At 40.8% G+C, this 14116-nt stretch carries 13 protein-coding genes and 1 pseudogene; 2 read left to right on the forward strand and 12 right to left on the reverse strand.

Translation table 11 applies throughout. The features are described 5' to 3' along the window. Positions 1–18: 18 nt before the first annotated feature. Positions 19–1455 carry a 6-phospho-beta-glucosidase gene (locus NST80_RS08590; protein WP_045769060.1) on the reverse strand — a complete coding sequence of 479 codons (1437 nt, stop codon included), beginning with the start codon at positions 1453–1455 and terminating at the stop codon, positions 19–21. Positions 1456–1612: 157 nt separating this feature from the next. Between NST80_RS08590 and NST80_RS08595 the strand changes: the two genes are divergently transcribed. Continuing rightward, complete coding sequence (locus NST80_RS08595; protein ID WP_004183307.1) at positions 1613–1978, forward strand: hypothetical protein; 366 nt, start codon at positions 1613–1615, stop codon at positions 1976–1978. Between the two features lie 101 nt (positions 1979–2079). Here NST80_RS08595 and gatB read toward each other — a convergent pair whose 3' ends face one another. From gatB to NST80_RS08635, 8 genes and pseudogenes are all read right to left on the reverse strand, one after another. Continuing rightward, positions 2080–3522: an Asp-tRNA(Asn)/Glu-tRNA(Gln) amidotransferase subunit GatB gene (gene gatB / locus NST80_RS08600; protein WP_004183308.1), complete on the reverse strand. Its 1443-nt coding sequence runs from the start codon at positions 3520–3522 to the stop codon at positions 2080–2082. After that, entirely contained in the window at positions 3522–4988 is a 1467-nt protein-coding gene (gatA, locus tag NST80_RS08605; RefSeq protein ID WP_004183310.1) for an Asp-tRNA(Asn)/Glu-tRNA(Gln) amidotransferase subunit GatA, read from the reverse strand. Before gatA ends, gatB begins: the two co-directional genes overlap by 1 nt. Then, complete coding sequence (gene gatC / locus NST80_RS08610; RefSeq protein ID WP_002884769.1) at positions 4988–5290, reverse strand: Asp-tRNA(Asn)/Glu-tRNA(Gln) amidotransferase subunit GatC; 303 nt, start codon at positions 5288–5290, stop codon at positions 4988–4990. Before gatC ends, gatA begins: the two co-directional genes overlap by 1 nt. A gap of 139 nt (positions 5291–5429) precedes the next feature. Next, positions 5430–5870, reverse strand: a pseudogene (locus NST80_RS08615) (glycosyltransferase); the annotation flags it as partial. A gap of 20 nt (positions 5871–5890) precedes the next feature. Continuing rightward, on the reverse strand, positions 5891–7330 hold the full coding sequence (locus tag NST80_RS08620) for a 6-phospho-beta-glucosidase (RefSeq protein ID WP_037605656.1): 1440 nt from the start codon (positions 7328–7330) through the stop codon (positions 5891–5893). 156 nt (positions 7331–7486) lie between these two features. Continuing rightward, a complete protein-coding gene (locus tag NST80_RS08625; RefSeq protein WP_004183314.1) occupies positions 7487–8038 on the reverse strand; it encodes an isochorismatase family cysteine hydrolase in 552 nt (183 codons plus the stop codon). 65 nt (positions 8039–8103) lie between these two features. Continuing rightward, a complete protein-coding gene (gene codY / locus NST80_RS08630) occupies positions 8104–8889 on the reverse strand; it encodes a GTP-sensing pleiotropic transcriptional regulator CodY (protein WP_045772004.1) in 786 nt (261 codons plus the stop codon). 267 nt (positions 8890–9156) lie between these two features. After that, positions 9157–10371, reverse strand: coding sequence for a pyridoxal phosphate-dependent aminotransferase (locus NST80_RS08635; protein ID WP_070850097.1), 1215 nt, complete (start codon positions 10369–10371; stop codon positions 9157–9159). A gap of 359 nt (positions 10372–10730) precedes the next feature. Here NST80_RS08635 and NST80_RS08640 point away from each other — a divergent pair, with 359 nt between their 5' ends. Next, positions 10731–11183, forward strand: coding sequence for a universal stress protein (locus NST80_RS08640; RefSeq protein ID WP_002891687.1), 453 nt, complete (start codon positions 10731–10733; stop codon positions 11181–11183). Positions 11184–11263: 80 nt separating this feature from the next. Here the strand turns inward: NST80_RS08640 and NST80_RS08645 are convergent, their stop codons facing one another. The 3 genes from NST80_RS08645 to NST80_RS08655 all read right to left on the reverse strand — a co-directional run bounded on the left by NST80_RS08645 (position 11264) and on the right by NST80_RS08655 (position 13794). Next, complete coding sequence (locus NST80_RS08645; protein WP_070847055.1) at positions 11264–12016, reverse strand: hypothetical protein; 753 nt, start codon at positions 12014–12016, stop codon at positions 11264–11266. A gap of 69 nt (positions 12017–12085) precedes the next feature. Then, a complete protein-coding gene (pflA, locus tag NST80_RS08650; protein WP_021143691.1) occupies positions 12086–12886 on the reverse strand; it encodes a pyruvate formate-lyase-activating protein in 801 nt (266 codons plus the stop codon). A gap of 182 nt (positions 12887–13068) precedes the next feature. Beyond that, on the reverse strand, positions 13069–13794 hold the full coding sequence (locus NST80_RS08655) for an LPXTG cell wall anchor domain-containing protein (RefSeq protein ID WP_118058281.1): 726 nt from the start codon (positions 13792–13794) through the stop codon (positions 13069–13071). Positions 13795–14116: the final 322 nt, after the last annotated feature.

Below are 14116 nucleotides of genomic sequence, written 5' to 3' on the forward strand. Positions count from 1 at the left end.
TTCCCCAGCTTCTTAGTTTTATTCTACCGTTGCACCATTAGATGCAATAACTTCTTTATACCAATTAAATGATTTTTTCGGTGAGCGTTCATAACTTCCTTGTCCATCGTCATCTTTATCCACATAGATAAATCCGTAACGTTTCCTCATCTCACCGGTACCAGCTGAAACCAGGTCTATACAGCCCCAAGGTGTATATCCCATTAAATCAACACCATCTTCAACTACAGCTTTTTTCATTTCACGAATATGAGCACCTAGATAATCAATTCGATAATCATCATGAACCATGCCATCTGATTCAACTTGGTCTATAGCACCGAAACCATTTTCAACAATAAATAGTGGCAAATGATAATGATCTGTAAACCAGTTTAATGCATAACGTAATCCCTCTGGGTCAATTTGCCACTCCCACTCAGATGCCTGAACATAATTATTTTTGACTAAATCTTCTGTTTCAAGATAATCGAAATAAGGATTATTCTCACGATGAGAATCGATAGCAAAAGACATATAGTAACTAAATCCAATATAGTCTACCGTGCCTCCAAGTAAATCCTCTTTATCTTGCTCTGTAAAGTCAACTGAGATTCCTTTACGTTCCCAATACTTGAGAATGTGTTCAGGATATTTACCAAAAACATGTACGTCAGTAAAGTAATAACGTTTTTGCATAGCCTTCATGGCCATTAAAATGTCTTTAGGATTACAAGTTGCAGGATAAATAGGACACATCGCAATCATACAACCAATTTGAAAATCTGGATTGATTTCATGGCCAATTTTTACTGCTCGAGCAGAGGCTACTAACTCATAGTGTGCTGCTTGATACATAATAGCTTCTCGGTCGTCACCTTCCTCGTATACAATACCTGAGTTCGTAAATGGTGCAAAATCTTCCTGGTAATTGGCCTGATTATTGATTTCATTGAAGGTCATCCAGTATTTAACTTTATCTTTATAACGTTTGAATACGACTTCTGCAAAGCGAACAAAGAAATCAATCAATTTGCGATTTTTCCACCCACCATATTCTGTAACCAAATGATAAGGCATCTCAAAATGGGATAAAGTAATTACAGGTTCAATTCCATGCTTCAAGCACTCATCAAAAAGATCATCATAAAACTGCAACCCTTCTTCATTGGGCTCTAATTCATCACCCTTTGGGAAAATACGTGTCCAAGCAATTGATGTTCGGAAGCACTTAAATCCCATTTCAGCAAAAAGCGCTATATCTCCTTTGTAACGATGGTAAAAATCTATGGCCTCATGGTTTGGATAATATTTACCTTCCAAAACACCTGGTGTAATTTCACGGGCAACTCCATGGCGACCAGCTGTCATGACATCAGCAACACTGATACCCTTTCCACCTTCTTGCCATCCACCTTCAAGTTGATGAGCAGCTACAGCACCACCCCATAAAAATCCATCTTTAAAAGTAGTCATCGTTTTTCCTCCTGACTTTGATACTTCTATTATAAACTCCATAAATAGTAATGAAAACGCATTCTTTTTCCATAATACTACGGAAAGTAATAAGTTATCTTTTGCTTGAAAACGCTTTAGATAAAGAGTATACTATACCTCATAAGGAGGCAATATTATGAATTTCATACAGTTTTTAATCACTTTTGCTGGACTTGTTGTTGGAGTTAGCGCTGTTGCTATACTCTTCTGGTACTTAAGTAAGACTTTGAAGAAAAACGTCATTGTACGTAATGGTAACACTTTTACTATTGTTCATCTTAAAGAGCTAGATCAATACCCTGACTTACTTAAGAATACCGATTTCAAGAAAATGGGAAACTGGACAGCTCATGATAATGGACGTGAATTCCGAGGTACTGCTAATGTCTCTAAAGAAACACTTCGCCAATGGATTATTGATAAATATCATTTAAAAGCTCATCAAGTTATTGTCACTGTTCCTGAAGAAATGAAGGTTGCTTCAGCTCTTCCTCATTTCTAAAGTCACTTAGTCTTTTTCAAAAACTCCTAACGAGTCGATTCGTAGGAGTTTTTGTATACCCTGCAAAGAAAAAACCAACCTTTCGGCTGGTTGTTTATCTATTACTCTTCTTTCAACTTAGCCAATTCTTGAGCAAGTAGCTTGAGGGCTACTTGTGGGTTGGCTTGGCCTTTGGTTGCTTTCATGAGGAAGCCTGTGAAGGCCTTGTCAGCGTTACGTTTACCTGACTTGAAGTCGGCTACGGCTGCTTCATTGTCTGCAAAGACTTGGTGGATGATTGGGATCAAGACTTCAGGGTCTGAAATCTGTACCAATCCAGCTTTTTCGACGTATTCACGCGCACCGCCACCGTTTTTCGCCAAATGAACGAAGACTTTCTTGGCAATCTTAGAAGAGATGGTTCCATCTTCAATGATGGCAATCATTTCTACCAAGTTTTCTGGTGTCAACTTGATTTCTTCAAGCGTTTTACCTTCTGCGTTCAAGAATTGAGCCACTTCACCTTGGAGCCAGTTAGACACTTGTTTAGCGTCTCCGCCAAGGGCTACGGCTGCTTCGAAGAAGTCAGATGTGACCTTAGTAGCCGTCAATTGGTTGGCATCATAGTCAGACAAGCCAAGCTCTGTCACATAGCGAGCACGACGGTCTTTTGGAAACTCTGGCAACTCAGTACGCATTTCCTCGATCCACTCATCTGAGATTTCAAACAAGGGAAGGTCTGGTTCTGGGAAGTAACGGTAATCCGCTGCTCCTTCTTTGACACGCATAAGAATAGTGCTCTTGTTGGCTTCATCGTAACGGCGTGTTTCTTGACGAATGACACCACCTGAACGCAAGATTTTCGCTTGGCGTTGCACTTCGTATTCAAGACCTTTACGGACGTTTGAGAAAGAGTTCAAGTTCTTCAACTCAGTCTTGGTACCAAATTCCTCTTGACCGTATGGGCGAAGGGAAATGTTAGCATCCACACGCATAGATCCTTCTTCCATCTTGACGTCTGAAATACCAGTGTACTGGATGACTTCTTTCAAAGCTGTCAAATAGGCGTAAGCTTCTTCTGGAGAACGCATATCTGCTTCAGATACGATTTCGATCAATGGAACCCCTTGACGGTTAAGGTCTACGTAAGAGAAGCCATCTGTTCCATGCGTATTCTTACCGGCATCTTCTTCCAAGTGGGCACGTTCAATCCCGATTTTCTTAGTTGAGCCGTCTTCCAATTGCACTTCAATCCAACCGTTATATCCGATTGGCTCGTCAAATTGCGAAATTTGGTAAGCCTTTGGATTATCAGGGTAGAAATAGTTCTTACGGTCAAAGTGCATGTGCTGGTGGATATCCATATTGAGCGCCAAAGCAGCCTTGATACCAGCATCCACAACACCCTTGTTCAAGACAGGAAGCACCCCTGGGAAAGACCAGTCAATCACATTGGTATTGGCATTTTGCTCGTTTCCAAAGTGGGCAGAGGTCGGTGAGAAAATTTTTGAGTTTGTATTCAATTCAACGTGGACTTCAAGTCCGATGACTGTTTCAAAGTTCATTAATTGTCACCTCCGAAAATAAGGGGTTGTTGCTTGTGGTAATCCGTCGTTGCTTCAAAGGCAGTTGCAGCTTGGTAGATGGTTTCTTCCGAATACTTCGGACCAATCAACTGCAAACCAACTGGAAGACCTTGCGCAAAACCTGCAGGAATCGAAATCCCTGGAAGACCTGCCAAGTTGACTGGAATGGTCAAGAGGTCAGCCAGGTACATGGCAACCGGATCATGGTTGAGCGAATCCAAATCAAAGGCCACGCTTGGAGCTGTTGGACCAAGGATAAGGTCGTAATCCGCAAAGACTTTTTCGAAGTCTTGGATAATAAGGGTACGGACTTGACCAGCTTTCTTGTAGTAAGCATCGTAGTAACCAGATGACAAACTAAAGGTACCAAGCATGATACGGCGTTTGACCTCATCGCCAAAGCCTTGACTACGAGTGTTCACGTAGATATCATCCAAGTTTTTAGCATCTTCTGCACGGAAACCATAGCGAATACCGTCGAAACGTTGCAAGTTTGAAGAAGCTTCAGATGAAGCGATGATGTAGTAAACAGCAACCCCGTATTTAGAATGAGGCAGGCTAACTTCTTCGACAGTTGCTCCCAATTTTTCAAAGTGTTTCGCCGCATTAAGGATGGTTTCTTTGACTTCTGGGTCAATCCCTTCACCAAGGTATTCCTTAGGAAGGGCAATCTTCATGCCCTTGATGTCTTGACCAATCTTAGAAGTAAAGTCTGCTACACGAACAGGTGCAGAAGTCGAATCCTTGGCATCTTCGCTGGCAATGACATTGAGCAATTGGGCATTTTCCTTAACGGTTGGTGAGAAAGTACCGATTTGGTCGAGTGAGCTACCGAAGGCAATAAGACCGAAACGTGAAACAGTTCCATAAGTTGGTTTTAGACCAACAATCCCGTTAAAAGCAGCCGGTTGACGGATAGAACCACCTGTATCTGAACCAAGTGACAAACGGACTTGCCCTGAAGCTACAGAAGCTGCTGAACCACTAGAAGATCCACCAGGCACCTTGCTGTGGTCCCAAGCATTCTTGGTTGGTCCATAGTAAGAAGTTTCTCCAGATCCACCCATGGCAAATTCATCCATGTTGGTCTTCCCGATGACAATCATATCTTTGGCTTTGGCATTGGCAACAGCTGTCGCATCAAAGATTGGCTCGTAGTTGTAGAGCATTTTTGATGCCGCAGTAGTCAAGATGCCATCTGTTGAGATATTGTCTTTGACAGCGAGTGGAATCCCTGACAAGAGGTTATCTGCATCAATTCCCTTTTCATCAATGGCCTTGGCTTGCGCAAGAGCCACTTCTTCTGCCACTGTCACAAAGGCATTGACTGCTTCTTCACGCGCCTTGATATCGTAAAGCGTTGCTTGGGTCAATTCCGTTGCCGAAATTTCCTTAGAGACAAGGAGGTCGTGCAACTCTTCAATGGTTTTATTGTTGAATGACATTAGGCATCTCCTCCATCTTCTAGGATAGCTGGTACCTTGATGTAATAGTTATCTTTTTCAGGTACATTTTTAAACAAGCGGTCACGGTCAGTCCCTTTTTCAGCAACATCCGGACGCAATACGGTCTTGCGGTCAGCCATGGTCGTTGTTGGGGCAACACCTGTTGTGTCCACTTCTTCCAACAATTCCACCATGTCGACAATTTTAGACAAGGTTGTCGCAAACTCAGCTGTCTCTTCTGGAGAGAATTTCAATTTTGAAAGATTGGCAACGTGGGTTACCTCTTCTTGCGTAATTTTCATCTTGCTTCCTTTCGTGAAATGATGATTTTTCAATACCCTCTATTTTACCATAATTTAGCCTATTTTGCTTGGAGGATAAAAAAACTGTAGTAACTTTTTTGTCACTACAGTTTACAGAGATAGAGCTTTTTCAAAACACTTATCGTATGGCTATCAAGAGCTTTCTCCAAGCCTCTAGAATTACAGGTTTCAAATACTGTTTTGCCAGGTCGTATGAGACTTGGTGCATAGACTCAAGATCACTCTCTAAGGCAAATACAATTTTATCCGCCATCTGAGAAACAAGCAGGTCCTCATCCATAGTCTCGCTATAAGGAACCAGATAGCCATTCTCACCATCTTTGATGAAGGTTGGATTGCCATAACGGGCATCAAAACCAACCAGAGCTAAACCTGCTCCCACCGCTTCCATCAGAGTCAAACCAAAGGTCTCCCACTGAGAGGTGGTGACGTAAAGTTCATACTGTGGGTAGACGTCTCGTAAATCCGCATTTCCTCGAAGATGGATGTAATCATTCGCCCCTAGAGTATCAATCAGATCTTGTAGATTCTCTTGCTCCCCACCTTTACCGTAGATGTCATTAGTCGAGAACTCATAGACTATTCTACAGAGGCACCGTTACTTGCGATAACTTCTTTATACCAGTTAAATGATTTCTTCTTAGAGCGTTTAAGGCTACCATTACCATCGTTGTCACGGTCTACATAGATGAAGCCATAACGTTTCTTCATTTCACCAGTTCCAGCAGAAACAAGGTCGATACAGCCCCATGTTGTGTAGCCCCAAAGCTCTACACCATCTTCATTGATAGCATCACGCATGGCCTTGATGTGGGCTGCCAAGTAGTCGATACGATAATCATCTTCGACATAACCATTTTCATCTGGGGTATCCACAGCACCAAGACCATTTTCAACAATAAACATCGGTTTTTGGTAACGATCCCAAATAACGTTAAGGGTAATACGAAGACCTAGTGGGTCAATTTGCCAACCCCATTCTGAAGCTTCCAAATATGGATTTTTAATAGAGGCAAAGATATTTCCTGCTGTCTTTTCATTAACTTCTGGATCACCTGAAGCCACACGACTTGCATAGTAAGAGAAGGAGATAAAATCTACAGTATGCTCTTTAAGAAGGGCCAAATCTTCTTCAGTCATCTCAATCTCAATGCCATCACGTTCCCACTGCTTCTTAGCATAATTTGGATACTCTCCACGAGCCTGAACATCAATAAAGAAATAACTACTACGATCTTCTTGCATGGCTGCCCAGTAGTCACGTGGGTGGGCTGTATTTGGATAATATTGACCTGCTGCCAACATACAACCAACCTTATTTTCAGGGTCAATCTCATGGGCCAACTTGGTCGCCATAGCTGAAGCTACCAACTCATGGTGAGCTGCTTGGTATTTAACCTGTTCCTCATTCTCACCCTCTTCAAAGCAGAGTCCTGCTCCCATAAATGGTGCATGGAGAATCATATTGATTTCATTGAATGTAAGCCAGTACTTCACCAAACCTTTATAACGTGTGAAAAGGGTACGGCAAAGATTTTCATAGAAGCCAAGCATCTTACGGTTACGCCAACCACCATACTCGGTAATCAAGTGCATTGGACAATCAAAGTGTGTGATTGTCACCAAAGGTTCAATGCCATGCTTGTGACATTCTTTGAAGAGGTCCTCGTAAAAGGCAAGCCCAGCTTCATTTGGCTCAGCCTCATCCCCCTTAGGAAAAATACGTGACCAAGCAATAGAAAGACGATAGGTCTTAAAGCCCATTTCACCAAAGAGAGCAATATCTTCCTTGTAACGATGGTACATGTCGATACTTTCCTTAGCTGGATAGAAATAGCCGTCCTCAAAATCAAACATCTTACGACGTCCAGTGATAATTGAAAGACGGTCCTCGCCAATTGGCACCACGTCAACATTGGCTAAACCACGTCCATCAGCATCAAAGGCACCCTCACATTGATTGGCTGCTGTCGCTCCACCCCACAAAAATCCGTCAGGAAAAGTCATTTTTTTAGTCATTGTTCTACCTCTTTATGATTCAAGAATATTTCAGTAATAGTATATACTAATCTGGAATCGTTTTCTTATAGTAAACTACGAAAAACTGATACTATCCTATGATTTTAGACAAGAAGCGAGAGTAGGCCAGATTCCCACTCTCAATCATAAATCTTCTTACTCCACAATTGTTGCTCCAAGAACATTCTTAAAATGCCCGATAGCAAAGTCATGAGCTTCAGGCGTCAAGGAAGCTGTTGCACTCGCTACAACCTCAATATCATAGCCCAAATTATAGGCATCAATGGCTGTATGTAGGACACAAATATCCGTTAAAACTCCTGTCAAAACAACTGTCGTCACACGACGCTCACGCAAACGAATATCTAAATCCGTTCCCGAAAAGGCTGAGTAGTGTCGCTTATCCATCCAAAAGACACGATTATCATCCTTAATAGCATCATATACACCAGCTAACTTACCATAAAGTTCTCGCCCAGACGTCCCTGCAATATTGTGCGGTGGAAAGAGCTTGGTTTCAGGATGGAAGGTATCTCCTTCATCATGTCGGTCCATAGCAACGAAGATATAGTCCCCATTGTCATAGGCTTCTTGAGTTACCTGAGCAATGCGATCTTCAATGGCTTGGGCAGGCTTTCCAGCCGTCAACTTCCCATCATCTGCCACAAAATCATAAGAGTAATCAATTGATATCAATGCCTTTGTCATAATACTTTCTCCTTTAAAAAAAGTGGGGCAGGCTCCTCCTACCTCACTTTCTTTCAGTATTCTTCTTATTCGTATTCTTTCAATTTATCGTAGATACCTTCGTTAAGGACTTTAAGATAAGTCCCTTTCATACCGAGTGAACGGCTCTCAATAATACCAGCTGATTCCAACTTACGAAGGGCATTAACGATAACTGAACGTGTAATTCCAATACGGTCAGCGATAACAGACGCTGTCAAGCGACCTTCCAAACCGTCCAACTCATTCAAGATAGCTGAAACTGCCTTGATTTCTGAGTAAGACAAGGTATTAATAGCCATGTTAATAGCTGTTTGTTTACGAATTGTTTCTTCCAAGTTCTCTGTTTGAAGGTTCAACAACTGCAACCCAACTACTGTAGAGGCAATTTCAACCAAGATAAGATCTTCATCTACAAAGTCATGATCGTTACGCCAAATGATGAAAGAACCAAGACGCATACCACCACCATAGATAGGTGCAATTGTAGTCAAACCATCTGGGAAGTCATCTTTTGACTCCACAGGGAAAATGGTCAAGTCACTGTCAATACCAATGTTTTCTTGAGTGTCATAAACACGGCTGATACCACGTGTGTATTCTTCTGGAAGTTGTTTGGCTTCAAAAAACTCTTCCACACGATCAGTGTTGGTTTTGTACTTCATGGCAAAACCAAGAAGAGCACCACCACCATTAACGATAGCAGCGTTACAATCAATGATATCCGCCAATTGAGCAGCCATGTTGTTGTATGGAAGATCTCCTTCCAAGCTATCTACTGAGCGTTGCAAGATAGATGTAATTTTACGTGTTTTAGCCAGCAAATTTGCCATATTTATTGTCTTCACTTTCTATTGTAATCATAATAATATCAAGCCTTGTACTAATCTTCTGCGTCAAGACCTACTAGCCCTATCATTATAGCACACTTAACCTAGAAATTGCAAACAATTGTCTGAAAATTATTTATTATTCTACTATTCATTATATTAAGTATATTATGGTATTTTTAGGAAAAATGTTCGGATTTTGCTCAAATATGTCCCCTTTTTAGAGACAATAAAAACTGGACAAGCCATTTTGTCCAGTTTTTCAAGAAATTAACGCTTGTAATATGACAAGACTCGTTCGATTTTGTTACCGAGATCAGCCAACTCTTCCACACGAGGAAGGTAGACAATACGGAAGTGATCTGGTTCATTCCAGTTAAAGCCTTTACCTGGAACTAGGAGAACCTTCTCCTTCTTCAAGAGACGAAGACAGAATTCTTCATCATCTTCAATATCATACATATTACGGTCAATTTTAGGGAAGATATAGAGCCCTGCATCTGGTTTAACAGCTGAAAGCCCTGGAATAGCGTTTACGGTATTCGTGATAAACTCACGTTGTTCATAGATACGCCCGCCAGGAATCAAGAGCTCATCCACAGATTGGTAGCCACCAAGTGAAGTCTGAATAACGTGCTGAGAGAGCACATTAGCACAAAGACGCATGTTGGCCAACATATTAAGCCCTTCAATATAGCCTTTGACGTTCTTTTTAGGTCCAGAGAGAACCATCCAACCTACACGGAAACCACAGATGCGGTGAGACTTAGAAAGACCATTCATAGACACACAGAAAACATCTGGTGCAAGACTAGCAATCGCAGTATGCTTTTTACCATCCATAACCAAGCGGTCATAAATCTCATCCGCAAAGATAATCAAATCATTTTGTCGAGCAATATCCACAATCTGTTCAAGGACATCCTTAGGATAGAGTGAACCTGTAGGATTATTAGGATTGATGACTACAATTGCCTTAGTATTTGACGTAATCTTTGATTTGATATCATCAATATCTGGATACCAGTTAGATTTTTCATCACAGACATAGTGTACAGCATTACCGCCTGCTAGACTGACGCAGGCTGTCCAAAGAGGATAGTCAGGCATTGGGACCAAGACCTCATCTCCATCATCAAGCAAGGCCTGCATAGACATGGAAATCATTTCTGAAACACCATTACCAATATAAATATCATCAATATCTACATTTGGGAATCCCTTTAGCTGGCAATACTGCATAATCGCCTTACGAGCTGAGAAAATCCCCTTACTATCTGAATACCCTTCACTGTTACGAACATTCATAATTAAATCACGAATGACTTCATCCGGTGCTGTAAAGCCAAATTCCGCAGGATTTCCCGTATTAAGACGAAGAATCTTTTCACCTTTAGCAATCATACGGTTGGCTTCATCCAAAACTGGTCCACGAATATCATAGGCAACGTGATCCAACTTTGATGATTTATCAAATGTTTTCATAAGTTAATCCTTTCAAAAGATACTAAAAGTAGATACATCTAGCAGAAAATAAGAAAATTCAACACCTGATGGGGATTTCCACTTTTATTGACACCAACTTTAGGCTTGGCCACTTGGTATCATTTCTGAAGACTTGTCTTCCTCTTTTTTAATTATCATGTTTCTTACGAAGCTAATAACAGATTGTATTATACCTCTTTTTCAAGCAATCTTCAATTTTTAGATAATACTGAAATCTTCACATTACTAAGAGCATCCTAAAGTAAGCAGTCAAAAAAAGATTTCAGAAAATCTATAACAACGCTTTCATTTTTTAGATTAAAGGAGTATAATAAAGCTAAAGATAGGAGGTAGAGCTTATGTCTCAACAATATGAACGTATTATGGTAGCTATCGACGGTTCTTACGAATCAGAACTGGCCTTTATTAAAGGTGTGCACGTTGCAAAACGTAATAATGCTCAGTTACTATTGGTACACGTTATCGATACACGCGCCCTTCAAAGCGTTGCGACTTTCGACTCTTACATCTATGAAAAACTAGAAGACGAAGCTAAAGCTGTTTTGGCTGACTTTGAACGCCAAGCCAGAGAAGCTGGTTTAACCAAGATTCGCAAAGTTATTGAGTTCGGTAATCCTAAGAGCCTCTTGGCTGTTGATATCCCTGATAAGGAAAATGTTGACCTTATTATGGTTGGTGCCACAGGTCTCAATACTTTTGAACGCTTGCTTATTGGTTCATCTTCTGAATACATTCTCCGTCACGCAAAAGTTGACTTGCTCATTGTTCGTGACTCTGAAAAAACACTTTAGTCACCTCTCACAAAAGCACCTCTGGTGCTTTTCTCATATGAAAAAGAACCGAGATCCTAAATCTCAGTTCTTTTTTTGTTCTATTTTTCAGACTTTGCTGATTCAGACATTACTTCTGACTCTGAAGTTGACTGGCTTTCTTCGGCCAAGTCTTCACTAGCAGATTGACTTGAGGCACCTGCTTGCTCCAAAGCAAGGCTAGTTGAAAGGCTCTCACGTTCTGCTTCCTGACTAAGGCTAGCTTCAACAATCATGAGTTCCTTTTGACGTTCTGTTTCACGAAGATATTCACGTTCTTCAAATTCTTCCTGACGACGTCTTTCCTGCTCACGTCTTTGAGCTTTTTGACGCTCACGCTTAGCATGACGTTTTTGCGTCTCATCAATCAAGACCTTAGTGTTGTCTTTAATATGCATCCACTTAATAAGACGAACCAAGAGTCTCCATAAGAAGACAATAATTGACTCTGCAAAAAGAAGAATCTCAACCAGAATAACTCCCAACAAGCTCCAAGCCATGAAGAGTGTAATCAATAACTGTGTGAAAATCTTCTTCAAGTCACCCAAATGATTATTGTGAATATTAAGGGTTTCAAGGAAAAGATCTAAAATCCCTTGCAAGAGGTGTGATTTAACAGATTTGTCTCCCTCTAGGCTCAAGTCCGTCTGGACTTCTGCCGGAGTAACAACTGTCAAGTCCCCATCTTGGTAGACATCAATACGATCTCCTAATTTTATATCAAAATCAAAAAGCGTGCGATCTATTTTCTTAAGTCGCCCGTCAGGATGACTGAGATAAACAAAGTCATCATCAAATTTTAAAATACGAAACATAATTTACCTGCTCTTTATTGCTCCCTAAATAATAGCAAAGTTAAAAAGCTCTTGTCAAGAGCTTCTGTTTTAATCCAAGGTTTTAACACCGATACGATTTTTATACTCTTGATACGTTTCAGTGTGCATGAGAGCTTTGGCATTTTTGACACGATCTGCCGTTGGTGGTTTGACCCCTTCCAAAGGATATGGAATACCGAGCTCACGCCATTTGAACTCACCCATTGTATGATAGGGAAGAATTTCAAATTTATCGACATTTTTCAAGGTCTTTACAAACTCACCAAGTTTAACCAAGTGTTCGTCAAAGTCTGTCAAACCAGGTACCAAGACATGGCGAATCCAGACTGGAACTTGTTTGTCAGATAGATATTGAGCAAATTCCAAAATATTCTTATTAGGTTGACGGGTCACAAACTTGTGTTGTTCGGGGTCAATCTCTTTGATGTCAAGTAGGACCAAGTCAGTCACAGCCAAAAGTTTGTCAACAACTTCATGATACTCAGGAGTATTGCGGTACGCAAACCCACAAGTATCAAGCGTACAGTGAATCCCTAGCTTCTTAGCCTCTGTAAAGAGGGCAGTGACAAAATCAATCTGAAGCATGGCCTCACCACCTGATACAGTGATACCACCATGCTCACCCCAGAAATGACGGAAACGAAGAGCCTCATCTAAGACATCTTCAACTGTACGTTCAACAGCCTTATTTGACTCCATAGCCCAAGTATCTGGGTTATGACAATATTGGCAACGCATCTTACAGCCTTGCATGAAAACAATAAAACGGATACCAGGACCATCTACGGATCCAAAACTTTCGGTTGAATGAACAAGTCCAGTCACCTGACTGTAATCAATTTCTGCCATGGCAGCCTCCTTGAAAACGCTTTTTACATGTTTTTATTATACCTCTTTTATCAGAAACATGCTCCATATCTGCCTGAATTCAGGCAAAGGTTATACTATAATACATCTGAATTAAGGAATATCTATACTATACCAGAAGAAAAACAAAAAAACTGGAAAAATCCAGTCTTTTATCCTCTATATTATTGGGCACGTTTCTTAAGACCCAAAAAGGCTGCAGTAGCAAGGAAGAATGTTCCTGCCAATGTCAAGATTACTGTTGATGATTCACCAGTCTTAGGAAGTGTAACTTCCTTACCTTTAGCATCTTTACCAGTCAATGTACCGTCAGCGTTCACTTTGAATCCTACTGTTTCAGGAGCGACAACACTTGTTGTACCATCAGTGTTAGCGATAACAATTTGGCTATTTTGTGTAGACACAATTGTTTGGCCAGCTGCAGTGATAACTGGAGCTGTTGGTGTTACAGTAACAACAGGTTGTCCATTAACATTCACCGCTGGAGTTTCAGAGTTTTGAGGTGCTTCGCTTGTCCCTTTATCAGTTGCTGAAGCTGGGTCTTCTGGCTTATCGGCTGGTTTTGTTGATGAATCAGCTGTTGGAGCCGGTGTCGCAGGTGCTTCCGGAGTTGCTGGTGTTGTTGGCTCAGCTGGTACTTCAGGAACTGTAGGTGTTGGTGTTGTTGGCGTTGCCACACCTGTGTTTGAATCATTGCTACGAGCCAAGTCACCATCACTTGGGGCTGTTGAAGGACCAGTTGTTGCACGATCTGTCGTTGGTTGTGTAAGAACAGCATCATTTGTCGCAATACCATCATCCGCAAAAGAGGTTACTGGTACAAAAGCTCCTAGGGTAAGGGTGAGTAAAAGCAAGCTACTATATATAGATATAGATTTTTTAGAAGCCATTAAGATTCTCCTTTTTTCATTTATCAGTTAACCTACATTCTACCATAAAAAAGTAATAAAAGACCGCTTTAATTAAAATCTTATTTATTTTTATTCTAAATCTTTCAACACGCTGAAATATGTTAGAATACCTTCAAAATTATCGTTATTTTTCTGACAAATTCTAACACTTTTGATAGGTTAAAAAGGCTTTATGACGTATTTTATAGACGTTTTCTAATCTTATTATTTTGATAAACTGATATTCCAAGATAGATAAGAAAAAGCACTTTCACTCATAATGAGAGAAAGTGCCTAATTAGTAAATAGTCGCTTTTAAGTT

This window comes from Streptococcus sp. FSL K6-1323 (assembly GCF_038630745.1).
GTDB lineage: Bacteria > Bacillota > Bacilli > Lactobacillales > Streptococcaceae > Streptococcus > Streptococcus salivarius_D.

Bases quoted from the DNA above. Each gene is read 5' to 3' on its own strand.
- NST80_RS08635 (WP_070850097.1), bottom strand. From the start codon at position 10,371: ATGAAAACATTTGATAAATCATCAAAGTTGGATCACGTTGCCTATGAT.
- gatA (WP_004183310.1), bottom strand. From the start codon at position 4,988: ATGTCATTCAACAATAAAACCATTGAAGAGTTGCACGACCTCCTTGTC.
- codY (WP_045772004.1), bottom strand. From the start codon at position 8,889: ATGGCAAATTTGCTGGCTAAAACACGTAAAATTACATCTATCTTGCAA.
- gatB (WP_004183308.1), bottom strand. From the start codon at position 3,522: ATGAACTTTGAAACAGTCATCGGACTTGAAGTCCACGTTGAATTGAAT.
- NST80_RS08620 (WP_037605656.1), bottom strand. From the start codon at position 7,330: ATGACTAAAAAAATGACTTTTCCTGACGGATTTTTGTGGGGTGGAGCG.
- NST80_RS08645 (WP_070847055.1), bottom strand. From the start codon at position 12,016: ATGTTTCGTATTTTAAAATTTGATGATGACTTTGTTTATCTCAGTCAT.
- NST80_RS08655 (WP_118058281.1), bottom strand. From the start codon at position 13,794: ATGGCTTCTAAAAAATCTATATCTATATATAGTAGCTTGCTTTTACTC.
- NST80_RS08640 (WP_002891687.1), top strand. From the start codon at position 10,731: ATGTCTCAACAATATGAACGTATTATGGTAGCTATCGACGGTTCTTAC.
- pflA (WP_021143691.1), bottom strand. From the start codon at position 12,886: ATGGCAGAAATTGATTACAGTCAGGTGACTGGACTTGTTCATTCAACC.
- NST80_RS08590 (WP_045769060.1), bottom strand. From the start codon at position 1,455: ATGACTACTTTTAAAGATGGATTTTTATGGGGTGGTGCTGTAGCTGCT.
- NST80_RS08595 (WP_004183307.1), top strand. From the start codon at position 1,613: ATGAATTTCATACAGTTTTTAATCACTTTTGCTGGACTTGTTGTTGGA.
- gatC (WP_002884769.1), bottom strand. From the start codon at position 5,290: ATGAAAATTACGCAAGAAGAGGTAACCCACGTTGCCAATCTTTCAAAA.
- NST80_RS08625 (WP_004183314.1), bottom strand. From the start codon at position 8,038: ATGACAAAGGCATTGATATCAATTGATTACTCTTATGATTTTGTGGCA.